Annotated in this window: 21 protein-coding genes; 8 read left to right on the top strand and 13 right to left on the bottom strand. The window is 74.7% G+C overall.

From position 1 onward, the window contains the following. Positions 1-133: 133 nt before the first annotated feature. Together ACZ7LB_RS16640 and ACZ7LB_RS16635 are read right to left on the bottom strand one after the other, a co-directional pair. Entirely contained in the window at positions 134-1,561 is a 1,428-nt protein-coding gene (locus ACZ7LB_RS16640) for an aminopeptidase P family protein (RefSeq protein ID WP_471468874.1), read from the bottom strand. A gap of 459 nt (positions 1,562-2,020) precedes the next feature. Continuing rightward, entirely contained in the window at positions 2,021-2,548 is a 528-nt protein-coding gene (locus tag ACZ7LB_RS16635) for an ATP-binding protein (protein ID WP_471468831.1), read from the bottom strand. A gap of 253 nt (positions 2,549-2,801) precedes the next feature. Between ACZ7LB_RS16635 and ACZ7LB_RS16630 the strand changes: the two genes are divergently transcribed. Further along, positions 2,802-3,809: a LysR family transcriptional regulator gene (locus ACZ7LB_RS16630; RefSeq protein WP_471468830.1), complete on the top strand. Its 1,008-nt coding sequence runs from the start codon at positions 2,802-2,804 to the stop codon at positions 3,807-3,809. A 544-nt stretch (positions 3,810-4,353) separates the two neighbouring features. Here the strand turns inward: ACZ7LB_RS16630 and ACZ7LB_RS16625 are convergent. Together ACZ7LB_RS16625 and ACZ7LB_RS16620 are read right to left on the bottom strand one after the other, a co-directional pair. After that, a complete protein-coding gene (locus ACZ7LB_RS16625) occupies positions 4,354-4,947 on the bottom strand; it encodes a sigma-70 family RNA polymerase sigma factor (protein WP_471468828.1) in 594 nt (197 codons plus the stop codon). A 159-nt stretch (positions 4,948-5,106) separates the two neighbouring features. Further along, a complete protein-coding gene (locus ACZ7LB_RS16620) occupies positions 5,107-5,778 on the bottom strand; it encodes a hypothetical protein (RefSeq protein WP_471468826.1) in 672 nt (223 codons plus the stop codon). A gap of 279 nt (positions 5,779-6,057) precedes the next feature. Between ACZ7LB_RS16620 and ACZ7LB_RS16615 the strand changes: the two genes are divergently transcribed. The 5 genes from ACZ7LB_RS16615 (at position 6,058) to ACZ7LB_RS16595 (ending at position 12,165) form a co-directional block, all read left to right on the top strand. Next, positions 6,058-6,798, top strand: a complete 741-nt coding sequence (locus ACZ7LB_RS16615; protein ID WP_471468825.1) for a class I SAM-dependent methyltransferase — start codon at positions 6,058-6,060, stop codon at positions 6,796-6,798. Between the two features lie 225 nt (positions 6,799-7,023). Further along, positions 7,024-8,211 carry a pyridoxal-phosphate dependent enzyme gene (locus ACZ7LB_RS16610; RefSeq protein ID WP_471468872.1) on the top strand — a complete coding sequence of 396 codons (1,188 nt, stop codon included), beginning with the start codon at positions 7,024-7,026 and terminating at the stop codon, positions 8,209-8,211. Continuing rightward, positions 8,208-9,434 carry an ATP-grasp domain-containing protein gene (locus ACZ7LB_RS16605; protein ID WP_471468823.1) on the top strand — a complete coding sequence of 409 codons (1,227 nt, stop codon included), beginning with the start codon at positions 8,208-8,210 and terminating at the stop codon, positions 9,432-9,434. The genes ACZ7LB_RS16610 and ACZ7LB_RS16605 overlap by 4 nt, the downstream gene beginning before the upstream one ends. Next, positions 9,424-10,800 (top strand): MFS transporter, encoded by a 1,377-nt coding sequence (locus ACZ7LB_RS16600; protein ID WP_471468822.1) that lies wholly within the window; start codon positions 9,424-9,426, stop codon positions 10,798-10,800. Before ACZ7LB_RS16605 ends, ACZ7LB_RS16600 begins: the two co-directional genes overlap by 11 nt. Before the next feature lie 384 nt (positions 10,801-11,184). After that, positions 11,185-12,165 (top strand): ferric reductase-like transmembrane domain-containing protein, encoded by a 981-nt coding sequence (locus ACZ7LB_RS16595; RefSeq protein WP_471468820.1) that lies wholly within the window; start codon positions 11,185-11,187, stop codon positions 12,163-12,165. A 183-nt stretch (positions 12,166-12,348) separates the two neighbouring features. Here ACZ7LB_RS16595 and ACZ7LB_RS16590 read toward each other — a convergent pair whose 3' ends face one another. From ACZ7LB_RS16590 to ACZ7LB_RS16570, 5 genes are all read right to left on the bottom strand, one after another. Then, complete coding sequence (locus ACZ7LB_RS16590; RefSeq protein ID WP_471468818.1) at positions 12,349-13,203, bottom strand: hypothetical protein; 855 nt, start codon at positions 13,201-13,203, stop codon at positions 12,349-12,351. A 292-nt stretch (positions 13,204-13,495) separates the two neighbouring features. Next, positions 13,496-14,716, bottom strand: coding sequence for a metallophosphoesterase (locus ACZ7LB_RS16585; RefSeq protein WP_471468817.1), 1,221 nt, complete (start codon positions 14,714-14,716; stop codon positions 13,496-13,498). A gap of 174 nt (positions 14,717-14,890) precedes the next feature. Next, complete coding sequence (locus tag ACZ7LB_RS16580; protein ID WP_471468815.1) at positions 14,891-16,141, bottom strand: MFS transporter; 1,251 nt, start codon at positions 16,139-16,141, stop codon at positions 14,891-14,893. Between the two features lie 357 nt (positions 16,142-16,498). Beyond that, on the bottom strand, positions 16,499-17,761 hold the full coding sequence (locus ACZ7LB_RS16575) for an ATP-grasp domain-containing protein (protein ID WP_471468813.1): 1,263 nt from the start codon (positions 17,759-17,761) through the stop codon (positions 16,499-16,501). Positions 17,762-17,989: 228 nt separating this feature from the next. Beyond that, entirely contained in the window at positions 17,990-18,694 is a 705-nt protein-coding gene (locus ACZ7LB_RS16570; RefSeq protein ID WP_471468811.1) for an SDR family NAD(P)-dependent oxidoreductase, read from the bottom strand. A 77-nt stretch (positions 18,695-18,771) separates the two neighbouring features. Between ACZ7LB_RS16570 and ACZ7LB_RS16565 the strand changes: the two genes are divergently transcribed. Next, on the top strand, positions 18,772-19,131 hold the full coding sequence (locus ACZ7LB_RS16565) for a winged helix-turn-helix transcriptional regulator (protein WP_471468810.1): 360 nt from the start codon (positions 18,772-18,774) through the stop codon (positions 19,129-19,131). A 295-nt stretch (positions 19,132-19,426) separates the two neighbouring features. Next, positions 19,427-20,233 carry an alpha/beta fold hydrolase gene (locus ACZ7LB_RS16560; RefSeq protein ID WP_471468808.1) on the top strand — a complete coding sequence of 269 codons (807 nt, stop codon included), beginning with the start codon at positions 19,427-19,429 and terminating at the stop codon, positions 20,231-20,233. Here ACZ7LB_RS16560 and ACZ7LB_RS16555 read toward each other — a convergent pair. The 4 genes from ACZ7LB_RS16555 to ACZ7LB_RS16540 all read right to left on the bottom strand — a co-directional run bounded on the left by ACZ7LB_RS16555 (position 20,217) and on the right by ACZ7LB_RS16540 (position 24,837). Further along, complete coding sequence (locus ACZ7LB_RS16555) at positions 20,217-20,750, bottom strand: response regulator transcription factor (RefSeq protein ID WP_471468806.1); 534 nt, start codon at positions 20,748-20,750, stop codon at positions 20,217-20,219. The genes ACZ7LB_RS16560 and ACZ7LB_RS16555 overlap by 17 nt on opposite strands. Positions 20,751-21,543: 793 nt before the next feature. Then, entirely contained in the window at positions 21,544-22,611 is a 1,068-nt protein-coding gene (gene hisC, locus ACZ7LB_RS16550; protein ID WP_471468805.1) for a histidinol-phosphate transaminase, read from the bottom strand. A 146-nt stretch (positions 22,612-22,757) separates the two neighbouring features. After that, complete coding sequence (gene aroA, locus ACZ7LB_RS16545; protein ID WP_471468803.1) at positions 22,758-24,107, bottom strand: 3-phosphoshikimate 1-carboxyvinyltransferase; 1,350 nt, start codon at positions 24,105-24,107, stop codon at positions 22,758-22,760. 283 nt (positions 24,108-24,390) lie between these two features. Continuing rightward, the gene (locus tag ACZ7LB_RS16540) at positions 24,391-24,837 is read right to left on the bottom strand and encodes a flavin reductase family protein (protein ID WP_471468870.1); all 447 of its coding nucleotides are present in this window, start codon (positions 24,835-24,837) and stop codon (positions 24,391-24,393) included. Between the last annotated feature and the right edge of the window lie 174 nt (positions 24,838-25,011).

Genomic DNA, 25,011 nt, shown 5'->3' with positions numbered 1-25,011 from the left:
GGGATCCGCCCCGACTCCCTCCTCCGCCTCGCGACGCACGGCGCCGGACCCCTCTCCCTGATCCGGCCCGATCCAAACGACCCCAGGGTGCCGGAGCCGCCGGACACGGGGTCCGGCGGCCCGGTGGCGCCCGTCAGGAGGAGCGGGCCAGCCACTCCTCCACCGCGTCGGCGTCCCGCGGCAGTCCGGACGACAGGCACTCGGCCCCGGTGTCCGTGATCAGGAAGTCGTCCTCGATCCGGATGCCGATGCCGCGCAGTTCCTCCGGCACCGTCAGGTCGTCGGGCTGGAAGTACAGCCCCGGTTCGACGGTGAGGACGTGCCCCGGCTCCAGGTGGCCGCCGAGGTACGTCTCGGTGCGGGCCCCCGCGCAGTCGTGGCAGTCCAGCCCGAGCATGTGCCCGGTGCCGCACACGGTGTACCTGCGGTACAGCTCCGCCTTCGGGGTCGAGGCGGTGGCGCCGTACGGCCGCAGGCCCCAGGAGTCCAGCCCCTCGGCGATGACCGCCATCGCGGCCCGGTGGAAGTCGCCGTACGGGGCGCCGGGCCGCAGGGCGGCGATTCCGGCCGACTGCGCGGCGAACACCAGGTCGTAGACGCGGCGTTGGGCGTCGCTGAACCGTCCGCCGACCGGCAGGACGCGGGTGACGTCGCCCGTGTGGAAGGCGTCCGTCTCCACACCGGCGTCGAGCAGCAGCAGATCGCCCGCGCGGACCGGGCCGTCGTTGCGCATCCAGTGCAGCACACAGGCGTGCGCCCCGGCCGCCGCGATGGTCTCGAAGCCGAGCCCGTTGCCGTCGAGCCGGGCCCGCCGGTTGAAGGTGCCCTCGATCCAGCGCTCGCCGCGCTCCAGCCGGGTGGCCCGCTCCAGTTCGCCCGCCACGTCGTGGAACCCGGCGACGGTGCTGTCGACGGCCGCGCGCAGTTGCGCGATCTCCCAGTCGTCCTTGACGAGGCGGGACTCCGAGAGGAACTGGACGAGTTCGGCGTCCGCCGCGCGCCGGGCCGGGACCAGCCCGTCGGCCAGGGCGTCCTCGCCGCGCACCACGCGCGTCGGGACGGGGCGGCTCAGGGCCCTTTGGAGCCCGTCGCGGTCGGCGGCCTCGATGCCGAGGGCGGCCGAGGTCTCGGCCAGGGTCCGCCGACGCCCCACCCAGAACTCGCCGTACCGGTGGTCGGCGTGGAACTCCGTGCCCCGGGGCCCGCCGTCGCGCGGCGAGCGGGGCCGGGTGAAGAGGACGGAGGTGTGCCCGCCGCCCGTGGGTTCCAGGACGAGCACGCTGTCGGGAACGGCGTGGCTGCCCTGTTCGCCGGTGAGGTGGATGAACGCGGAGTGCGGGCGGAAGGCGTAGTCGAAGTCGTTGCTGCGGACCTTCAGAGAGCCGGACGGCACGACGATCCGCTCACCCGGGAAGCGCTCGGACAGGGCCGCGCGCCGCTTGGCGGCCCAGGAGGCGCCGGACAGCGGGTGCGGGGCCGCCGCCGTGTCCGCCCATCCGCCCGTGAAGGGGCCGGGTGCCGGGTCGGGGGTGGTGCCGTCGTGGCCGTCCGTGCCGGGCACGACGTGGAGCTGCTGTGTCAAATGGGTCACCTCATGTGCGAGGGGGTGTGCGGGGGAGGCCCGGCGCGGCCGAGGGACGGACAGGCTATCCGTCCCGGCCGGCGGGGGTGCGGGGCGGGGCGGTGCCGGGCGGCGCCGCCCCCGGTGGTACAGGAGGCCAGGTGGCAGGGGGTTTCGGGACTCATGGCCCGGGTCCGAGGACCCGGACGCCGGGCCTCCCGGCAGGGTTCCGGGAGGGCCCCGGCCCGCGGCGCCGGAGGGGGGCGGCCGGTGCGGCTGCGGCGGGCCGGGGGGCTGGGGTGCGGGCCGGGTCCGGTGGACCGGGCCCGCGGCCTCGGGGCCGGGTGGGCCGGGGCCGAGGGGCTCCGGCAGGGGCGTCGGCGGGCCGGCCCGGCAGGTGTCGGCGGACCGGGGCTCCGGCGGCCGGGCCGGGACCGACGGACCGGGGAGCCCGGCCGGTCAGGGTTCCGGGGCGTACCCCGCCGGGAGCAGCCGCTTCAGCAGTTCCAGGCCGTCGGGCGTGATCGACCAGCGCCCGGTGGGTTCCCCCTCGCCGGCCCGGCCGGCGCCGGCCGGAGCCCGCGGCGTCCGGTCGACCGGCGCCGGGACGGGCACGACGGCCCAGCAGCGCTTCCCGTCCGCGGTGCGGTCGGCGCCGTGCAGCAGGCACAGCCCCTCGACGAGGGCCAGCCCCCGGCCCCCCTCCCGCTCGCCGTCCGTCGCGCACGCCGTCGGCAGCACTGGGCTGCCGTCGTGGACCGCGACGAGCAGGAGGTCCCGCTCCAGCGAGACCTCGACCTCCGTCGGACCGGGGGCGTGCCGCAGCGCGTTGGTGAGGAGTTCCGAGGTCACGACCTCGATCCGGAAGCGCAGGTCCTCGTCCAACGGCACGCCCCACGCCTCGGCGGCCGCGGCGACGCGGTGCCGGGCACGGCGGACCGCGCCCGGGATCGGCTCAAGGGCGAAGCGGATCTGGAGGGAGGGCATGGTGCGTCTCCTCGGAAGATGAAGTCCCCTTGTCGCGTCGGTCGGCGCACTCACCGTGACGAGATCTGGAGACTCGCACGGGCGGCTCCGCCGGGACAACGGGCGGGGCCATAAGAGAACGGTCGGCCGGGCCATAACGCCACGGCACCGCGTCCGAGCGGGCCCTCCGCAGGGCGGTGGTGGACACCCCGTGGGCGCTTCCCCCGATCCGGCGCATAATGGACCGGCATCCCGAGCCGGCGAGGTGTGTGCTGTGGAACTTGAACTGCGTCATCTGCGCGTCCTGTGCGCCATCGCGGACTCGGGCAGCGTGGGACGGGCCGCCGCCGCCCTGGGCTACACCCAGCCCGCGCTCAGCACCCAACTGCGCCGCATCGAACGGCTGCTGGGGGAGGGTCTGTTCGTGCGCAGCAACACCGGCGTGGAACTCACCGCGTACGGCGTGGAGGTGGTCAGCCAGGCCCGCGACGTCCTCTCCCGCGCCGACGCCCTGGGACGGCGGCACGGCCCCGGCTCGCCCGGAGCGGGGGCCCGGACCCTGCGGCTGGGTGTCACCAACACCCCTGTCCTCCCGGAGCTGCTCGGCAATCTGCGCGAGGCGTGTCCCGACCTCACCGTCTCGGTGTGCAGCGTGTACGCCACCGGGGAACTGCTCCGGCTGCTGGAGGCGGGGGAGGTCGACGCGGTGCTCGGCATGGACTACCCCGGCCTGCCCCTGCGCCACTCCCCGGCCCTCGCGCACCGTGCCATCAACACCGTCCCGATCTTCGTGGCCATGCACTCCGGCCATCCCCTGGCCCACCGGCTGGACGTGCCGCTGGAGGAACTGGCCGACGACACCTGGTTCGTCTCCTCAGACGACGGGGTCGGATGGCCCGCCGCCTTCTACGACGCCTGCGAGTCGGCGGGTTTCACCCCCGCGAGCACCCATGAGTTCCACATCCTGGAGCAGCTCCAGACCATGATCGCCATGGGGCTCGGCGTGGCCGTCGTCCAGCCCACCATCCGCCCCATCGACGGCGTCCTGGTCAAACCGCTGACCGGCGACCCGCTCTGGCAGCGGCACCTGCTGGTCTGGCGCCGGGAGGAGGTGGACCCGGCGGTCGCGGAGGCGCTGCACCACCACGCGGTCCGCGTCTACCGGCATCTGCTGGCCCAGGCCCCGCACCTGCAGAGCTGGGTGGCCCGCGCCTACAGCGGCTGCGCCCCGGGCACCCGCCGCGCGATCCGCGACCCCTGGAATGTGGGCGCCCGGCCGTAACGCCCCACGGGAGCGCGGCCGTTCAGTACGGCGGCGAAGACGGTGGACGCGCCGAGCCGGAACCGGGGAGTCGGAGTCGGCGACAGCGCGGCGACGGGGGCCGGGAGGGGCGTGCGGCCTGCGGGTGCCCCGCTGGTCAACCCTCGGCCGAGGCGGGGGCGTTGCCCCGGTCCCGCCCTCACATCAGCGTCCGAGCCCGAGCCCGCGTCCGAGCCCGAGCCCGCGAGGGCGAACGAGGCGGACGGGCGCCGGGGAAGTGCTCGGCCCATGACGCCGAGGGCGGGTGCCCGCCCGACCACCGGCCGCGAACATCCCCCTGCGGCCGGGCTCGTTCCTGCCCGGCGGACATGTCACCGAGCCCCCGGCGCCCTGCCCCGGCGCCTTCACCGGGCCGGAGTCGCCGGGCCGCCGGCCCCGCCGAGCGGACGGCATCCGGTGGATCTGGTGACCTGCCGGGCCGGCCGAACCTGCCGTCCCGGCCGAACCCGCCAGGACCGTTGGAGCCGCCGGGCGGCCAGGCCCACCGCCCGCCCGACGGCCCCGCTCAGGCCGCGGAGCGCCCCGGCGCCGCTTCCTCCGCCGCGTCCAGCGACGCGATCAGTCCGGCGCGGGCGCGCGCCACCCGGGAACGGACCGTCCCCACCGGACAGTCGGTGAGGCGCGCCGCTTCCGCGTAGGGCAGCCCCAGCACCTGGGTGAGGACGAACGCCTCGCGGCGCTCCCGGGGCAGCGCGGCGAGCAGCTCGGCCAGGGCGACGCCGTCCTCGAAGCCGGGCAGACCGCGGGGCTGGACGCGCTCGGCGGCCCCCTGCCAGTCGTCGGTGTCCGCGAGACGGGGCCGCGCGGCGGCGTACCGGAGGCTGTCGACCATCGCGCGGCGGGCGATCGTCAGCAGCCAGGTACGGGCCGAGGAGCGGCCCTCGAAGCGGTGCAGGCTGGTGAGGGCCCTCAGGAAGGTGTCCTGGGTGAGGTCGTCCGCGGTGTGGGGGTCCGCGCCGAGGCTGGTCATGTAGCGGCGGACGTCGCGGTGCAGGGCGCTCACGAAGCGCTCGACGGCTTCGGCGTCGCCGGTGCGGGCGGCGAGCGCCCAGGCCGTCGCCGGTTCGTCGGGCGGCGTGGGCAGGGCAGGAGGGATCATCTGGCGTCCTTCTCGGGAACCCGGGCCGGGCGCCGTCCGGCGGCGGGCCCGGTGACGGCGTGCGGCCACGCGGGGTGATCGGGTACGACCGCACGGAGGCGTACGGCCGATGCCCGGGCCGTCCGGACGGAGCGCCGGAGCGGCACGGGGAACCGGCTGTCAGACGACAGCGGGCGCGGCCGGCGGACCCCGGGAGGTGACGCAGTGGACGAGGAGGAGCCGCCGGGGCGCGCGGACGGAGCGGTCCCGGCGGACGCGGAGGCGCGGCCGGTGCGGGGGAGCGGGCAGGAGGAGCGGCGCCCGCAGCGGCGCGGCGAGCCATCCGGCGAGGGCGCGCAGGACGCGGAAGGCGGCGCGTTCGCCGTGCGCGAGCCACAGGCCGCACAGCAGCGCGGCCAGGAGGTGGACCGCGGCCATACCGGCCGACGACATCTCCGCCATCTCGCCGTACACCGTGAGCGGCGGGGAGCCCGCGGGCTCCGCCGGCATGCCGTCCGCCATGGCGGACGGGCGGGCCACGGCGGATCCGTGGGCCGCGCACACCCCCGCGTCGGGGTCCGCCCCGTCGTGCCGCCCGATCGTCCGCGCGAACGAGTACCACAGGTGCGAGCCGGCCTGGGCGGCCATCGAGACGCTGACGACCAGGGGGAGCCCGCGCTCCCGCCCGCTCAGGCACCACGCCGCTCCGCCGGTCCCCGCGAACGCCGCGGCGACGGCCCACCAGGCCACCGGGGAGCCGGACATCATCCCGTGCCCCAGGGCCGCGAGCAGCGCGCAGACGGCGGCGAACACCGCGGTCCTCGTCGCACGACAGGCCCGCCCGGCGGTCATGGCGGGCCCGTCCTCCTGTCCGTGCCGCTCACGTCACGGATTCTCCTGCCGGATCGGAACGGATGGCGGTCGCGTCTCCCCCTCACGCCTCACCCGAACCATCGCACGCAACAGGCTCCGCTGAAAGGGGTGTTGAGGCCAACCGGGGCCACCGGCCCCCTGCCCGGCCCCCAGCCCGGTCCCTCGATCGCCGGGAACCAGCCGCCGGGGGCGGCCGACTACTGAAGGGACAGGAGCTGCCAACAGGGCCCGCCGGGTCCGAGAGGGAGGCCGGGCGCCATGGAATGGTACGAGGACGACACGCTCTGGTCCGACTTCGCGCCCACCATGTTCTCCCCGGACCGCGCCCGGTCGGCCGCCGAACTGGTGGCCACGTCGCCCTTCTTCGACCTCCCGCCCGGCGCGCGGGTGCTCGACCTGTGCTGCGGCCCGGGGCTGTTCCTGGTGCCGCTGGCCGCCCGGGGGTTCGAGGTCACCGGCGTCGACCTGAGCGAACCGATGCTGGAGCGCGCACGGACCGCCTGCCGGGAGGCCGGTGCCGAAGTGCGCCTCGTCCGGGGCGACATGCTCACGTACACGGACCCCGGGGCGTACGACGCCGTGCTCAACGTGTTCACGTCCTTCGGGTACTTCGACGATCCGGACGACAACCTCCGGGTGCTGCGCAACGCGTGGGAGAGCCTCGCCCCCGGCGGCCGGCTCCTCGTCGACGTCATGGGCAAGGAGGTGCTGGCCGGCTGGATCGGCCGGCCCCAGGCCGTCGACCTGCCGGACGGCTCGTACGTGGTCCAGCGGGACGTCGTCCTCGACAGCTGGCGCAGGCTGCGGACCGACTGGACGCTGGTGCGCGGCACGGCGGCGCGGACCGTGTCCCTCACCTCCCACCTCTACAGCGCCGCCGAACTGCACGACCTGTTCCGCACCGCCGGGTTCACCGACGTGGAGTGCTTCGGCGGCTTCGACGGCCGCGCGTACGACCAGCACTCCCGGCGGCTGATCGTCCGGGGACGCAGGCCGTGACACCGGCCCCCCGGCCACCGGGGACTCGGGCCCCGGCACCGGACGGCCGGCCCCCGCCCGAGCCCGCGGCGTACCCGCAGCCTCCGCCCCGGCGCCCCGCGCGCCGGTCCGGCACCGCCCCGCGCTCCCCGCCGCCGGGGACGGCAGCCCCGTGGACCCGCCCGACCCTGCCGCCCGCTCGTGGCCAACCATCCGGCGCCCGCAGCCCTGGAGGACCGGTACACCATGTCACCGCACCACGAGAACCACGATCCCGCGCCCGGCACCACGGCGGCGCGTCCGCCCGGCGAGCGGAGAGCCGCGTCGGCCGGGCCCCGCGCGGAGACGGCCGCCCCGCCCGCCCCCGTCCACGAGCACATCACCGACGCGCTGAAGGCACCGGACCTGATCAGGCTCGGCGGCAACGTCGTCCTCGCCCGCTTCGAGACGATGAAGGTCTACGCGGCCCTGGGCGCCGTCCGCACCCTGCTGCGCCGCGGGCGCGTCGTCGAGGGGCAGACCCTGATCGACAGCTCCAGCGGCATCTACGCCCTCGCGCTCGCCCTCGCCTGCCACCGCTACGGCCTGCGCTGCCACATCGTGGCGTCCACCACCGTCGACTCCGTGATGCGGGCGCAACTGGAGGTCCTGGGGGCCACCGTGGACCAGATGCCCCCCTCGTCGAACCTGCGGCTCGACCAGGAGCGCCGCGTGAGCCGCGTGCGCGAACTGCTGGCGCGGCGGCCCGACTACCACTGGATGCGGCAGTACCACGACTCCGTCCACTACGCCGGGTACCGGGAGTTCGCCGACCTCGTCACCGGGACCCTGCCCGACGTCCCCCTGACCGTCGTCGGCGCCGTCGGCACCGGCTCCTCGACCGGCGGCCTGGTCCAGGCGCTGCGGGAGACCGGTCGGACGGTGCGGCTGGTCGGGATCCAGCCCTTCGGCAGCGTCACCTTCGGCAGCGAGCGGTTCACCGACCCCGAGTCGATCATCGCGGGCATCGGCAGCTCCATCCCCTTCGGGAACGTGCGGCACGAGCTGTACGACACCCTGCACTGGCTGGACTTCCGGCACGCCATGGCCGGGGCGGTCGGCCTGCTGCGGGAGCACGCGGCCTTCGCCGGACTCTCCACCGGCGCCGCGCACCTGGTCTCCTCGTGGGAGGCGGCCCGCGACCCCGGCCGCCTGCACCTCGTCCTCGGCGCGGACACCGGCCACCGCTACGCCGAACGGGTCTTCGCCCGGCACACCGAGGCCCAGGACATCCGCACCCTCAGGCCCCGGCCCATCCGGCGGCTCGGCGAACTGCGCCCGCCCTGGTCGGTGATGCCGTGGGGGCGGCGTCCCGGCCCCGAGGCGGCCCGGCCCGGGCGGGACACCGGCACCACCGGAGCGGACCCCGCCTGGCCCCTGGAGGCGACCCGATGACCATCGCGGCCCTGGAATCCCTCTCCTTCGGCCTCGGCCGCATGGCCGCCGCGGCCGCGGCGGCGGGGCACACCCTGTGCCTGCTCACCGCGGACCGGTCCGTCTACCGCCACGAGCTGGCCACCCTGCCCGACGGCGCGCTCACCGTCGTCGACGTCGACACCTTCGACGCGGCGGCGACCCGACGGGCGCTGACCGCCCTGCCCGGACTGGCCGGCCTGGTCAACACCACCGACACCTGGAGCGTCCCGGCGGCCGACCTCGCCGCCGAGCTCGGCCTCCCCGGGCCGGACCCCGCCGCCGTACGGCTGCTGCGCGACAAGTACCGGGTACGGGAGCTGCTGCACCGCCGCGGACTGAGCCGGAGCGGCGCCGTGCGCGTCGCCCCGGGCCCGGGCGCCGACGACGCGGTGCGCCGCGCGGTCGGCCTGCCCGCCGTCCTCAAGGACTCCTCGGGCACCTCCTCGCGCGACGTCTGGATCGTCCACGACGAGGCGGCCCTGCGCCGCGCTCTCGGCGAGGCCGCCGGGCGGCGCCTCTCGGGGAGCCTGTTCGCCGAGGCGTTCCTCGCCGGACCGCTCTACAGCGCCGAGACCCTCGGCTGGGACGGGACGACGCGGCTGCTCGGTGTGCTCAGCAGGCAGACCTCCCGGCAGCCCGCCGTACGGGAGGAGGCGGCGGCCTTCCCCGTCGCGCTGCCGGAGGACCGGTCGGCCGCGGTCGAGCGGTGGGCCGGGGACGTCCTGCGCGCGGCGGGGCACCACCGCGGCTTCGCCCACGTGGAGTTCGTCCTCACCGCCGAGGGCCCCGAGCTCGTCGAGATCAACCGGCGGATCGGCGGAGCCCTGGTGGGCGAGGCGCTGTGCCGCTCGCTCGGCACCAACGTCTACACCGCCATGATGGACGAGGCCCTGGGCCGCAGACCGCGCCTGATGGACGCTCCGCTCCGGCACACCGGCCCCGCGCAGGCGTTCGTCCTCGTCTACGCCGACCGCACGGGCGTCCTGGAGGGCTGGCAGGGGCTCGACGAACTCGCGGCCTTCCCCGGCGGCGTGTGCTGGTACCCGACCAGGGCGCCGGGCGACCCGGTGCCGTCCGTGGCCGACCAGCGCGGCTGCACCGGCATCGTGCGGGCCGAGGGCGCGACGGCCGAACTGGCCCAGCACCGGGCCTGGAGCGCGGCCACCCGGGTGCGCCCCGTCGTCGCCGACGATGGGCCGTAGCCCCCGGTCCGGCGGCCGGCGGGTCACCGGCCCGCAGGGCTTCCTGCTGGCCGCCTCGTTCCTGATCACCGTGGGCAGCTTCGCGGTCCTGCCCTATCTGTCGGTCCTCCTCCACCAGCGGCTCGGGCTGGGACTCGGCACGGTCGGCGCCGTGCTCGCCGTCGCCTCGCTGCTGCAGTTCTCCGGCGGAGTGGGGGCCGGCCGGCTGGCCGCGCGCATCGGCCTGCGGGCCACCATGCTGACGGCGCTGGCCCTGCGGACGGCCGGATTCGCGGCGTTCGTGCCCGGCACGCGCAGCCCCGCGCTCGCCGTCGGCGCCCTTTTCCTGGTCTCCTGCGGCGCGGCCCTGTACCTGCCCGCCAACAAGGCGTACCTGGTGGAGGGGGCCGAGGAGGCCGAGCGGCCCCGGCTGCTCTCGCTGAGCGGTGCGGCGTTCAACGCGGGCATCGCCCTCGGCCCGCCGCTCGCCGCCCCCTTCGTCCTCGGTTCGCCCGCGGCCCTGTTCGCCTGCGTCGCCGTACTGTTCGCGCTGGTCGGCGCGGGGCACGCGCTGCTGCCGGCGGGTCCGGCGGACCGCGGGGGACCGGAGGGCGCCGCGAACCGGGCGAAGGGCGTCCCGGACCGGGCGGACGGTGTCCCGGACCGGGCGGGTGAGGGCGCGGACCCGTCGGGCGGTGGGGGCCCGGTGGACGACGGCGGACCGTCCCGTCCGGTGGCGGAGGGCATCGGTGGCACGGACCCGCCCCCGAGCCGCCCCGACGGCCCGCCGCCCTTCGCCGTGACCCTGCTGAGCGTGTACGTCTTCATGTTCTTCCAGCACTACCTGGCGCTCTACGCCGTCCCCCGCACCTCGGCCGCCTACTACGGCGCGGTGCTCACCGGCTACGCCTGCCTCCTGGTCGCCGCCCAGCCGCCGCTGTCGCGGTGGATCGCCGCACTGACCTACCGGGACGCCCTGCGGACGGGCTTCGGGAGCATGGCGGCGGGCACGGCCGTGCTCGCGTACGGGGGCCACCTGGGCATCGGCGCGGGGGCGGTGCTCGTCTGCGGGGGCGAGATCGTCCTCTTTCTCAAGAACGACCTGGAGGCACTGGCCCGTTCCACCGCGCCACCGGCCACCGTCTTCGGCCGGCAACGGCTGGCCGCGGGCCTCGGAGCGTTCGGCAGCGGAGTGGTCGGCGGCCAGATGTACGCGGGCGCCGAGGCGCTCGGCTCGGCCCGCGGCTTCTGGCTGGCCGTCTCCCTCCAGGCCCTGCTCCTCCCCGCCCTGCTGACGACCGCGGCACGCCGCCGTCACCCCCGTACCCCGGCCCCGGACCCCGGGACGGACAGGGCGCCCCCGGGCGCGAGGCGACCACCGGAGTGAGACGGCGGGGGCCGTCCGGAGGAAACGGGCGACGCTGCCGGAGCGAGGCGAGGGAGGCCGTCCGAAGGGAACGGGAGGTGACCACCCAGAGGGCGGGAGGCGCCCGCCCGGAGGGAACGGGGAAGCGCCCGCCGGAGCGGGGGAGCGGTCCCCACGGGGCGGGAAGGAGGCGCGCACCGGAACGGGTGAATGGCGCACCCGAGGCAGGGCCGACACCATCCTGTGACCCACGCCACACGGCCCCGGCGGGAACTCCGCGCCCCGCCCCTCCGACTCATCCCATGGACACGACCGGACAGCGCCCTGCCCGGCGCCGCCGGACCGCGGCCCGGCCGGGCCCGGACACCCCCGCCCAGCAGCCGACGCGACGGAAGAGGCCGCACGATGACGTCACCGCCACCGCAGTCAGCCTCCGAGCCGTCCGAGGCCCCCGTCGCCGAACCGGGCACCCGTCGGCCGCGCCGCCCCACCCTCCGCTCCGACCTGCGCGCCTCCGTGCCCGACGGGCTGGTCGCGCTGGCCGTGACCGGATCCGTCTTCGCCCTCCTCTACGCCCGCATCCGCGCCAGGACCTCCTCGACCGTGACCGTGATGCCGTTCATGGCCGACGCGGGGGAGTTCTGGATGTACTTCCTCAGCCAGGCGTTCGGCTGGTCCGCGCTGCTGTGGGCCTGGATCACCGTCGTCCTCGGACTGCTCCTCTCGGGCCCCCGCCCCTCCCGGCTCCCGCTCTCCGCCCAGCGCCTCGAACGCCTGCACCGCACCACCAGCCTCAACACGATCGCCCTCATCGTCGCGCACGCCCTGCTGTTCGCCGCCCAGTTGGTGTACTCCGACTCGGCGCGCTGGCACTCCGCGGTCGCCACGGCCTTCGTGGAGAGCTTCGTCCCCGGCGGCTACGACTCGGGCACCGGCCGCGTCGCCATCCCCATCGGTCAGGCCGCCCTCTACCTGGCCATCCCGCTGGGCCTGCTCTTCTACGTCAGGCACCGCATCGGTCCGAGGACCTGGCGGGTGCTGCACCGCTTCGTCATCGCCGTCTATGCGCTGAGCGTCTGGCACACCCTGCTCTACGGGACGAACGTCTGGTACGACGGCGCCTTCCGCACCGCGGTCTGGCTGCTCCAACTCCCCGTCGCCGCACTCCTGCTGCTGCGCCTGATCCGGCCCGCCCGCGGCGCGGAGCGACTGCGCGCCCCGCGAGCCCACACGGGCTCCCCGGCGGGCTGGTCCCTGCGCCTGACCGGACGCGTCGCCGTCGCCGGGGCGATCGCCGCCCTGATCGCCGTGATCGCCACCGGAAGCGACGGAGGCCGCACGGAACCCCCCGAGGACACCTCCTCCACCCACAACAACCACGGATAGCCCCCTCAGCCGCCGTCCCCGCGCTCCCCCGGCCCCTGACGGGCGGACCGGCCCCCGTCCCACGCACCGGCGGCGCCCCGTCCGCCGCGAGCGATGTGCCGACGCGGGGCGGGGCGCGGCGGGCCGGGCCCCGCCGGCGGGGTCGCTCCCCTGCGGGGAGGGCCGCCCCGTCGGGGGACGCCGTCAAGCCACCCACATGGACTCGACGAGGACCTGGCACAGGGACTTCGCGGCCGACACGCCCACACCGGACGTGTTGTCCGTGTACACCCACACACCGACGTTGAAGTTGTAGTCCCGCCCGGCCACCGCGGGGAATTCCAGCGGCATCGAGGAATCCAGCACCCAGGTACCGGGGTTGACCACGAACGTCTCGTTGACGCTCGCCCGCCGCCGGAAGATCCTCCGGCTGTCGCCCTTCACGAACCGGCCGTTCTCGAACACGGTGCAGTCCAGGCCGCCCTCGACGGTCGCGTTGGAGCCGAACCCCTTGGCCCCCGCCACGTACCCGAACGTCACCCGGCGGCCCGAGTCCGCCCGCATCACCCGGGAGCCGCCCGCGCGGAATCCGATGCCGAACCCCGCGTGCGCGTTGACGAACGTTCCCGCCCCGCCCAGACCGGACTTCGCGTACAGGGCCGCGTGTGCGGCCGCGTCGTCGAGGATCATCTGGTCCGGGGCAGCACCGTTGAGGTCGTGCCAGGACCAGTGGTAGTCGTACGGCGGGGACGCGCCCACGACCCGGGGGGACGCCGAGCCCGGCGCGAACTCGGGTCCCAGCGGACGGTCGAGGATCTCGGCCAGTGCCGCGGCCGCCCCGGGATCCGAGTCGATCTGCCGCCGGAGGGCGTCGTCGACCAGTGCCGTCAGTTCGTCGCTCCCGGAGTTCTCGGCACGGGCCCGCGCGGTCAGTTCGGCCGAGTGGGCCGCCATGGCCCGGACGGAACTCTCCACTCCGTGCCGCGTGTCGGCGTCCGGATCCGTCCTGAACTCGATCCGCACGTCGGGCCCGGTGCGGCCCTCATGGGACTCGGTCATGATTCTCACCCTGCCACTCGCCTTGAACCGACGCGGTAAGTCGGGTGCCAGGGCCTCGTCCCGGTTCCGTGCCGCCGGGAGTTCCGGCGCGGGATGACGGGGGTCGGTTCAGGGGATCGTCGGGTCGTCGCCGGATGCGGAAGCGCTGAACCCACGACCAGTATCTCCCGGTGGACCGGAGGTCTCCACCGGGGGAAGGACCGTCGTATCCGTGCCCCGGCCGTCCGTCCCCCGTGACCGCGTGGTGGGCGGGCCGCCGTCGGGCGACGGGGGCGGCCCGCGCCGTCCGGTGCTACGGCGCGGGAGGCGGGTGCGGGGAGCGGAGGACGAGCAGGGTGATCTCGCTGGGGGCGAAGACGCGGAACGGTGGCCCCCAGAAGCCGGTGCCGCGGCTGGTGTAGAGGAGGGTGCGCGTGCCGTGCCGGCTGAGTCCGGCGAGGGCGGGCTGGTCCAGGCGGACCAGATGGTGGAAGGGCCAGATCTGGCCGCCGTGGGTGTGGCCGGAGAGCTGGAGGTCGACACCGGCGGCCGCGGCCCGGTCGACGAACTTGGGCTGGTGCGCCAGGAGCAGGACGGGCAGGCCGGGGTCGGCGCCGCTCAGCGCTCCGGCGAGGTGGGCGCGGTGGTCCGGCAGGCCGGAGGACTCCGCGGTGACGTCGTCCACCCCGGCGACCACCAGGGTGTCACCTCCGCGTTCGAGCAGCAGATGACGGTTGCGCAGCGGCTCCCAGCCCAGTTCGTCCATCAGGTCGACCCAGCCCTGGGCCTCGCTGTAGTACTCGTGGTTGCCGGTGACGTACACACGGGCCCGGGTGGCCCGCACGGTGGCGAGCGGGGCGGCCTGGGCGCGGCGGCGTTCTGCCGTGCCGTCCGCGATGTCGCCGGTGTGGCAGACGAGATCGGCCTCCAGGGCGTTCACCCTCTCGCACACCCGCGCCGACCAGCGGGCGCGGTCGAGGGGGCCGTAGTGGGTGTCGGTGACGAGGACGACACGGGTGCCGTCCAGCCCGGCACCCAGTCGCGGGAGCCGTAGGTCGAGCCGGCGCACGCGAGGCACACGGCGTGCCTCGGCGTACCCCCGGGTGAGCAGTACCGCGGTGATGCCGAGGGCGGCCCAGGTGACGGTGCGGGCCCGGTCCTCGGCCCCGCCGGCATCGGCCACGGCCAGGGCGGGCCGCAGCAGGACGCCGGTCAGGACGGACCAGGTGAACAGGACCCAGCTCGTCCCCAGCAGGGTGTCGCCGATGACCGCCGCCCGGTCCTGCCGGCGCCGGCCGTGGCCGCGCACCATCGCGAGCGGCATGCAGACCAGGCCCAGGGCGAAGAGGAGGGTACCGGCCAGTGTGACGGGCAGCGGCCAGTGCTGGCCGGTGTACAGGAGCACCCAGCAGGGCACCGCCCACAGCAGGACGGGCGCGATCAGGGGGACCCATCGCATCAGCCGGTGCAGCCGGCTGGGCCGCGGCGCTCGCTCCCCGCCGTCGGCGGGCCTGGTGTCGCTGGTGTCGGTCACGCTTCCTCTCCCTGCCCTGGCCGGCGTCCCGCGCACTGTATCCGGTGACCCGGGCCGACCGGACCGGCGCTCCGGGGAGCCCCCGTCCGAGCGGTACGGCGCCCCGGCCCCCGCGCCCGCGCGCCGCGCCGCCCGGGAGGCCGGAGCGAGCCCGGGCGGACCGCCGGAGGAGGCTCAGTCGGCGAGGTCCCTGCAGCGGCGCACCTTGCTGGCGTAGAGGGCCACCGGCGCCAGGAAGGCGGCGGTGCAGCCGACCAGGAGGCCGTTGCGCGCTCCGAGGGTGTCGGCGGCGAGACCGCCCAGCAGCGCGCCCACCGGAATCGCTCCCCAGGTGAAGAAGCGGACGGAGGCGACGACGCGGGGCAGCAGGTCCGGCGGGGTGACGGTCTGGCGATGGGTGCGGGTGACGATGCTGAACGCGGTGATGCCGGCCGCGAAGCCGGCCTGGCCCAGGGCGAAGCAGAGCGCCGTCCAGCTCGCGTGGGCCAGCGGCATGCCCAACGCGAGGACGGCTCCCGCGGCGGTCGAGACCAGCGCGACGCGGGCCGTTCCGATCGTGGCCGAGAGACGGGTGGTGATCGCGGCCCCCGCCAGGGCGCCCACCCCGTCGCTGGCGAGGACGAGCCCGACCGTCCCCGCGGGCAGCCCGGCCGTCCTGACGAGGAAGACCGGCGCCGTGGCCAGGACCACGCCGGAGGACAGGTTGAGGGCGGTGGAGGCGACCACGCAGGGGCGTATGACCGGATGCCGCAGTACGAACCTCAGCCCGGCCCTCACCTGCTGCGCGAAGGGCTCGTGGCTGCGCGCGGCGGAGCGGGAGTCCTTGTTGGGGACGCGCCAGAGGAAGACCGCGGACACCAGGTAGCTGACCGCGTCGGTGAGGAGGCTGGTGGCCGCCCCCAGCGTCTGCACCAGGAGGCCGCCCAGTGAGGGCCCGGCGAGCTGGGTCGTCGCCAGGGTTCCGGAGAGGAGGCTGTTGCGGGCCGTCAGCTCCTCCTTGGCGACGAGGGAGGGGAGGAAGGCCGTGTTGGCGACGTCGAAGAGGATGTTGGCCAGGCTGATGGCGAGCCCGACCAGGACGAGCTGCGTGAGCGTCAGCATGTGCAGCCACGCGGCGACGGGGACCGAGGCGATCAGGGCGGCCCGGATCAGGTCCATGATGACCTGCAGCCGCTGCAACGGGAACCGCTGCACGATCACCCCGGCCGGCAGCCCGATGAGGACCGCGCCCGTGTAGCTGGCGGCGGTGATGAGACCGACCTCGAAGGCCGACGCGTCCAGCACGGCGAGGGCGGTCAGCGGCAGGGCCACGGCGGTGATGCCGGATCCCAGACTGCTGATGCCCGAGGCGGCCCAGAAGTGCCAGAATCCCGAGCGTGACGAGGAGCCGCCGCGCGGCGCGGCGGTCCGGGGGCCAGCCGTCATGTCAGGGTTCTCTTCTCTCTCGCGGGACCTGAAGGGATGCGGCACGACAGGGTCGACTCCGGCCGCCCGTCGCCGCCCGTCGCCGCCCGTCGCCGCCCGCCGGCGGGCGCCCTGGCGCCGGGCGAGCACTCTGCGCAGGACGGGCACTCTCGTGCCGGACGAGCGCTCGTGCCGGACGGCCGGTTGGACCGGCCGGCGGGCACCGGCGGCGCCGGTCGGGGGAGGGCCGCGTCACCGCGAGGGCGCGGCCACGCGCGGTCACGTGCCTCCCGGCGCCGGGCGGCGCCACACGGCGCTGGGCGACGCCACACGGCGCTGGGCGACGCCACACGGAGGCGGGAGGCACCTGACCGGGTCTCAGACCGCCTCGCCGCCGCTCTGCGGGCGCGCCCTGATCCTGAACTCCAGCCGGGAGACGGACTCCTGCGCGGCCGTCACCGCGGCGTCGGCGGTGTCCGCCAGCGCCCGGACGCACGCCAGCCGTGACTCGGAGTCGACGAGCGCGCCGATCCTGGTGCCCGGCTCGGCGAGCACCGACACCTCGGTCACCCCCGGCACGGCCGCCGCCTCGTCCGTCCCGGTGACCGCGTCGAGGACGCCGGCCGTGTCGACCGAGGCGAACCAGACCGACGAGGCCCGGCTCGGCCGGTCCGCGGCGTCGAGGACGGCCCGGATGCCCGGCAGCACCCGCTCGCCGAGCGCCTGGCGGACCGCGCAGTCGTCGATGTCGACACCGGTGGCGTCCAGGGTCAGGTCCGGGATCCTGTCGCCGCCCATGCGGATGTGCGTCTCGATCAGCCGCGGTCCCCGGTCGGTGAGCACGATCTCGGTGTGCGTGGGCCCGTCGCGCACGCCGATGGCGTCGAGGATCCGCTCGACGTACGTCCCGATCTCCCGGCTCCGCTCGCCGGAGAGGCCGGCGGGCGAGACATGGCCCAGCTCGACGAAGCTCACCGGGTCGGAGTACTTGCGGGTGACGCCCACCACCGCGTGCTCGCCGGACTCGGAGAACGCCTCGACGCTGAACTGCGGTCCGTCGAAGAACTCCTCGACCAGCACGCCTCCTTCGGCCGAACCGGTACCGCTCCCGCCGGCCCGCTCCAGGGCCCGCTCCAGGTCGCTCTCGGACGCGACCTTGCTGACCCCGGCGCTGCCCGCGTTGGTCACCGGCTTCACGATGCACGGCAGGCCGTGCCGCCCCACGAAGGCGCGCAGCTCGTCCAGGTCCCGGACGCGCGCCGAGGCGGCGCCGTCGATTCCCCTCTCGCGCAGCCAGGCGCGCATCGCGGCCTTGTCGTGGGCCAGCTTCACGGTCCGTCTGCTGTGCGCGGGCAGTCCCAGGGCCTCGGCGATCGCCGCGTAGGGGTACTGGTCCGACTCACCGAACGAGCTGACGCGGGTGAACGGGTCGAACTTGTGCACCGCCATGGCCAGGTCGATCCACTCCTGCTCGGGGGCGTCCCTGCGGACGCAGATGACCCGGGCGTTCCCACCCGGTTCGCGGACCCGGCCGATGTAGGTGATGTCGCAGATCACCGTGGTCCGGGCCCCGGGCTCGGCGCGGCGGAGGCGAGGGGGGAAGTCGCGGCCCGGGCCGACGATCAGGATGTGCTCGGACATGCTCTGCCTCCTGGAGGACTGGGAAGGGCTGGGAACCGGGTCCGCGTGACGGCGGTGTGGCGGCCGGGAACGAGGCGGTGGGGAGTGCTGCGGGACCGCCGGCCGGTGGCACCTTCCGGGTCCCGCCGGTTCTGGGCCGCACACGCGAGCGCGGATCCCGGGAGCGGGCAGCGCTCCCGGGATCCGGGCACCCGGCGGCCGGAGGGCCGGGCGCCCCGCGGCCGGACGTCAGGCGGACGTGTGGCGGGCGCCGCCCTCGACGTGGATCGTCTCGCCGGAGACGAATCCGGCGCGCAGCAGCCACATCACCGTGTCGACGACGTCGTCGGTCACGCCGTGCCGTCCGACGAGGGTCCCGGCCGCGCTCCTGCTCAGCAGGGCGGCCTTGCCGTCACCGAGGCGGTCCCAGGCGCCCGAGTCCACGACACCGGGCGAGACGGCGTTGACCCGTACCGGCGCCAGGTCCGCCGCCAGGTGGCGCGCGGCGTACTCGACCGCGCCGTTGGTGACCCCCTTGACGAGGGACCCCGGCCCGGGACGCCGGCCGACCACACCGGAGAACAGCACCATCGACCCGGTCGGCCGCAGCACCGGTGCGAAGTGCTTGGCCACCAGCATCGGGCCGATCACCTTCGCCGTGAACGCGGCCACCAGCCTGTCCCGGTCCAGCTCGGCCGCGCGCACGTCGTGCGGCGCCGAACCGGTCGTCACGATGTGGTCGACCCCCTCCTCCAGCCGCTCCGCCGCGGCCGCGAGCGTCGACTCGTCCTGCAGGTCGACCCGTACCGCCCGGGCGCCGATCTCGCGCGCCAGCGCGTCGGCCGCGGTCAGGTCCCGGGCGCCGACCACGACGTCGTACCCGTCCTTCACCGCACGCCTCGCGACGGCCGCGCCGAGCGCCCGCGCACCGCCGATGACGAGGATCCGCTCCATGCGTCACGCCCTCTCGTAGGATCGGAGAGAACGGTATGGATTTGATACCGGTATCTTCAACGAAACTGGGGGCAGCGATGGGCAAGGCGTACAACGTGATGGCGGCGACCTGCCCGAGCCGCACGGTGCTGCACCGCATCGGCGCCCGCTGGACCGTGTTCGTCGTCAACGCCCTCGACGACGGGCCCCGCCGCTTCGGCGAACTGAAGGGGCACATCCGGGGCATCACCTCGAAGGCCCTGACCGAGACCCTGCGCTCCCTGGAGGCCGACGGGCTGATCAGCCGTCAGGAGTACGACGAGAACCCGCCCCGCGTCGAGTACGCACTGACGCCGCTGGGCCGTTCACTGCTCGGCCCGCTGCGCGCCATACGCCTCTGGGCCGAGGAGCACGTCCCGGACATGGAGATGGCCCGGGCCCGCCGGACGGTCCGCTGAGCCGGACCCCGGCAACAGGGTGCGTACCGGCGGGCGTTGCCGCGGCCCCGGGAGCGGCGTCGCAGGGAGCGCCGGGACCTCTCCCCGGCATCGGCCGGAGCCCCGGGCGGATCTCGGCGCACCGCAACTCCTGTGCAGGGTGGGCGCCTTGGTGCCGCTGCCGCCGTGGCGCGCCGACGTCCCGCCGACCCTAGCCGGAACGGCGGTGCGCCGGTGCGGCGTCCCCGCTCCGGCTACTGTCGGGGGGACCCGTGGCACCCGCGTGCCGCCCCGCGCGCCCCTTCGAAGGACGTCGATGACCGAGCACGACCGGCCGGCCCCGGCCCTCGTCCGCGCCCAGGACGGCACCGCGCTGGCCCACCAGCACCGCGGGGAGGGGCCGCCGCTGGTGCTCCTCGCCGGGCAGGCGAACGACCACCACTGGTGGGACGGCGTGCGCGAGGACTTCCACCCCCTGCGCTCCACGGTCACCCTGGACACGCGCGGCACGGGGGACAGCGACAAGCCCCAGGGGCCGTACTCCATCGGGCGGTTCGCGGACGACGTCGTCGACGTGCTGGACGCGCTCGGCATCGCGCGCGCCGACGTGTACGGCACCTCGATGGGCGGCCGGGTCGCGCAGTCGCTCGCGATCCGCCACCCGGAGCGGGTCCGCCGGCTGGTCCTGGGCTGCACCTCCCCGGGCGGTGCGCACGCGGTGGAGCGCGACGCGTCGGTCCGGCGGTCCCTCGCCCGGCCGGACGCGGAGGCCGTGCGCGAGGTGCTCGCCGATCTGATGTACTCACCCGGCTGGCGGGCCGCGAACCCGGGCCCCTACCGGACCCTCGGTGACCCGCGGATGCCCGCCCACGCACGCCGCGGCCACCTGGTGGCCAGCAACGCGCACGACGCCTGGAACGATCTGCCGCGCATCGCGGCCCCCACCCTGATCCTCCACGGCGACCAGGACCGGCTGACCCCGTCGGACAATCTCCGGTTGCTCGCCTCCCGCATTCCCGGTGCCCGCACCCACCTCTTCCCGGGCGCCCGGCACGCCTATTTCGAGGAGTGCCGGGCCGAGGCCGGGGAACTGGTGCGGAGGTTCCTCAGCGAGGGGGACTGACCGTCAGCGCGGGTCTCTCCGGTCGGAAAGGCACCGCTGCGGGATAGGCCAGAGGACCGGAATACAGGGCGTAGAGGGCGGCCTGGGTACGGTGGGTGGCGCCGATCTTCGAGTAGATACTGCTAAGGTGATTCTTCACGGTCTTCTCGGATATGTTGAGATTCCGGGCGATGAGTCGATTGCTCAACCCCAGGGCCAATAGGCCGAGTACGCTCTGTTCACGTGCGGTGAGAGCGGGGTCGGCGGACAGGGTCCCTTTTTCACGGACGGTCATGGACACCGGAGCGCACGGAGCCGCTTCCCCGGGGTCGGTGAGGCCGGTGTCCCGGGCATAGAGGGCCGCCTGTATGCGGTCGGTGGCGCCGATCTTCGGGTAGATGCTGCTGAGGTGGTTCTTCACGGTCTTCTCGGATATGTCGAGGTTCCGGGCGATGAGCCGGTTGCTCAACCCCTGTGCCAGTAGGCGGAGTACCTCTAACTCCCGGCACGTCAGTTCCATGACCGGTGCTTCTTCCACGTCCTGCCTCTCCTCGCGTCTCCCGAAAGGGGCATGGGAAAGAAGTCCAAGGACTTCGTTCACCCGGCATGCTGCCGCTGGATGGTGAGCGCCGGCGAGTCACCCGGCGGGCGACGGCCGCAGCAGTCAGTCCGGCGTCCGGCCCGGCCGGGCCGCGCGGGCCCGGGAAGCGCGGCACGCCGGTGGGGCGGTCCGGGGAGGAGGAGGGGGAAGAGGGGGCCGGACAGGGCATGACGCCGTGGTCCGGACCGAGGCGGAGACCGGTGGACCGGTGTCACCGGGCGGCGCGGAGGCGGAGGCGCTCCGGCGCCGGGCGAGGAGCCTGCGGCCCGTCGGCCGGTGGCCGCGACGGTCTTCCGCCGGACGGGGGCTTCCCGTTCCGGAAGCCTCGCCGGGATTCACGGAACCCGGCGGATCGACGGAAAGCGCGAGCGGGCATAACTGCAATGAAATCTCCCCCCGTGTGCATACGCCATTTCGTTCGCAGGACGAAATCAATGGTAGGCGCAGTCTATGGGGAGCATTCCATGACCGCCGTCAAATCGCAACGGTGATCGTATGGTCGGTCCGTCGTCCATGGGCGTCGTCCGCGGGGTGCCCGAGGGGACAACGGAGTTGCCGGGCGGACTCCGGGCCGGCGAACCCGGCTCCCTTTCCCGGCAATCCGGGAACGTGCCGCGAGGGCGGACTCCCGCAATCCCGAGGGCCGCGACCGACCCCCCCGGGGGGATTGCGGGAGTCCGCGCGGGCGAGGGTGCCGGCGGCAGGCCGTGCGGGCCGCCGCGGCCGGGCCTCACCCGCGCCGGTCGCCCACGATCTTCAGCAGGCGGTCGTTCGCCTCCGGAGTGCCGACGGTGATCCGCACCCCCTCGTCGCCGAAGGGGCGCACCATGACGCCCTCCGCCTCGCACGCGTCGGCGAACGCGCGCGAACGCGGACCGAGACGCAGCCACACGAAGTTGGCCCGGCTGTCGGGAACCGTCCAGCCCGCGGTCCGGAGCGCGTCGGTGACCCGGGCGCGCTCGGCCACCAGGGTCCTTACCCGCTCCATCAGTTCGGGCTCCGCGTCCAGCGAGGCGCGCGCGGCGGCCTGGGCGAGTCCGCTGACGCCGAACGGCACCGCGCAGGCCCGCAGCGCGGCCGCGACCGGCGGATGCGCGACCGCGTAGCCGACGCGCAGCCGCGCCAGCCCGTACGCCTTGGAGAAGGTGCGCAGAACGGCGAGGTTGGGACGCCCGCGGTACAGCTCGACGCCGTCGGGGACGCCGGGATCGTCGACGAACTCGCGGTACGCCTCGTCGAGCACCACCAGCACATGGCCGGGTACCCGGTCGAGGAAGCGCTCCAGCTCGTCGCGGCGGACCGCCGTGCCGGTCGGGTTGTTGGGGTTGCACACGATGACCATGCGGGTGCGGTCCGTCACCGCGTCGGCCATGGCCTCCAGATCGTGCCGCTCGTCGCGCAGCGGAACCTGCACGGACGTCGACCCGTTGGCCCAGGTGAGCTGGGGATACGCCTCGAACGACCGCCAGGCGAACACCACTTCGTCGCCCTCGCCCGCCGCGGCGCGCAGCAGGTCCCTGGTGACGCCGAGGGACCCGGTGCCGGGCACGATGTGCTCCGGGGGCACCGCGAGCGCCTCCGACAGCCGGGTGACCAGGTGCCGGCCGGCGGGATCGGGATAGCGGTTGACCCGCTCCAGTTCCTCGCGCAGCACGGCGACGACCGACGGCAGCGGCGGATAGGGGTTCTCGTTCGACGACAGCTTGTCCACCCGGTCGCTGGGAGCGGCTCGGCCGGGGACGTAGCGGGGCAGCCCGGAGACATCGGCGCGCAGCCGGGGGGCAGGTGTGGCGGGCATCAAGAGGACTTCCTGAACGGGGGAGCGGACGGGGCGTGCGGGGCGTCGTGCGTCGGGGCGGTGAATGCCCCCGGGGCCTCTCCGGCCGGGCCCGGCGGTGCGCGGTGCCGCGGCGGCGCGCACCACCGGGGATGCCGGGGGGCGGGTCAGCCGACGGGCGCGGCGGGCACGGTCTCCTCCTCGACGGCCGTGGCCCGCACCCCCGCCCTGGCGAACTCCTCCAGGAACGTGGGGAAGGACAGCCGGACGTCCTCGAAGCCGGAGAACCGGTTGGCCGACCCCATGCGCAGACCCGCCACGAACAGCGACATGAAGATGCGGTGGTCGCCCCAGCTGGAGAGCGTCACCCCGCCGGGGTAGGTCCGCGCGCCGCGGACCAGGAAGCCGTCGCAGATCCCGTCGTCGTACAGGACCTCGATGTCCACGCCCGCACGGGTCAGTTCGGCGGCCATGGCCTCGATCCGCGACGCCTTGTGGAAGCGGGTGAGGCGTCCGCCGGTCACCCGCAGACTGCCCTGCACGTAGGCCCCGAGGGCGGCGAGCGTGGGCACGATGTTGGGGCAGTCCCGGGTGTCCACCTCGAAGTCGCCGCACATGCTTCCCGGCGGGTTGTCGACGGTCAGCGACGAGGTGGCCCGGTCGAAGGTGACGCTCACCCCGAGCCGCTCCAGGATCGGGACGATCGCGAACTCGCCCTGCATGCTGTCGCCGTACACGTTGGTCAGGACGGTCCGGCCCGGGAAGAGCGCGGCGGCGGCCAGCAGGTACGAGGCCGAGGTGTAGTCCTCGTGGATGGTGAAGTCCTGGGCCTGGTAGGCGGAGGGCTCCACCTGGTAGCGGCGCATGTCCTCCGAGGCGGTGACCTTGATGCCCGCTTCGGTGAGGCTGGCCAGCGTCTGCCGCACGTACGACTGGGAGTAGACCTCGCCCGTCACCTCGATCTCCACCGGCCCGTCGGCCAGCGGCGCGGCGAACAGGATGGCGGTGATGAACTGCGAGCTGATGTCGCCCGGGAGCCGGCAGGTGCCGCCCTTCAGGCCGCCTCCCCAGTTGACGACCGGGGCCTGGTCCTCGCCGACGATCGACTCGATGTCCGCGCCGAGTTCGCGCAGCGCCCGCAGCAGGGGCTCCATCACCCGGTTGCGCAGGGTCGCGTCACCCGTGACGACGACCGCCGACGGCTGCGCCGAGGCCAGTGCCGTCACCACGCGGAACACCAGGCCCGACCCGCGGGACTGGATGACGCGCCCGATGCGCGGGGACGACTGGCCGATGCCCTGGATCTCCAGGAAGTCGTCGTGCTCGGTTATCGTGGCGCCGATGGCACGGCACGCGTTCTTCATGGTCTCCGTCTCGTCGCAACGGAGGTCGTTGAACACCCGTGAGGTGCCGTCGGCCAGGGTGCCGACCAGAATCGCCCGTTGCGTCTCCGGTTTCGAAGAGGGAACTCGGAATGTTCCGGAAAAGGAATCGACCGGATCAACCTTCAGCAGCATCCTCGTATCTCCCATTTCCCATCCTTCGCCATCCGAAACCTTCGCAGGCGATGTGGTTTTGACGTCCGGGCCAGGCGATATCAGCGGAGCGGGGACATGTCGTCCCGCCGCTTGGCACTGAAGTGTCGGGGGCAGTTCGGAAAATCTCTCCTGCCGCGCAACGACAACCCGCCTCCGGCAGTGGGGGCGCGATAGTCATTCTGTGTCCCGTGTGACGCGGGGGCAATAGGCCGATGATCCCATGGCGTTTTCGTCGCGCGGCGGCCCGACGATCCCGTACCGCTCACGCCAGAATGCGGAAGTCCCTCTCGTAATAGACCATGGGGGTCGCCGTGTCCCCGCCCAGGCGTGCGTCCGACACCCGGCCGATCAGGATCATGTGGTCCCCGGCCGGATACCGGGCGTGCACCTCGCAGTCCAGTTCGGCCAGCGCGCCCGCCACGGACGGCAGGCCGCCGGGCGTACGGGACAGGCCCTCCTGGGCGAACTTGTCGGTGCCCCTGGTCGCGAACCGCTGGGCCAGTGGCCGGTGCTCGGGGCCCAGCACGCTGACCGCGAAGTGCCCGCAGGAGTCGAACGCCTCGAAGGAGTCGGCCGAGTTGGCCAGGCAGACCAGGACCAGGGGCGGCTGCAGCGACACCGAGCAGAACGAACTCGCCGTGAAACCGCGCGGCAGCCCGCCGTCGCCCACCGTCGTCACCACCACGACCCCGGCGGCGAAGCGCGCCATCGCCGCCCGGAAGTCGTCGGAGCCCGCCCGCCGTACCGTCTCCGCCGTCACGGCAGCACCCCATCCTGTCCCGCGGGACCCGGTCCGGGTCCCGAAGCCTGTCGCGGGGCCGTGTCCCGGCCGCGTGCGGCACGGGCGACCTCCGCGGAGCGGGAACGCGTCGCCCAACCGCTT

The sequence above is a fragment of the Streptomyces sp. NPDC107521 genome, assembly GCF_055598485.1.
The sequence above is the reverse complement of the archived record's forward strand: the minus strand, read 5'-3'. Positions and strand labels throughout refer to the sequence as shown.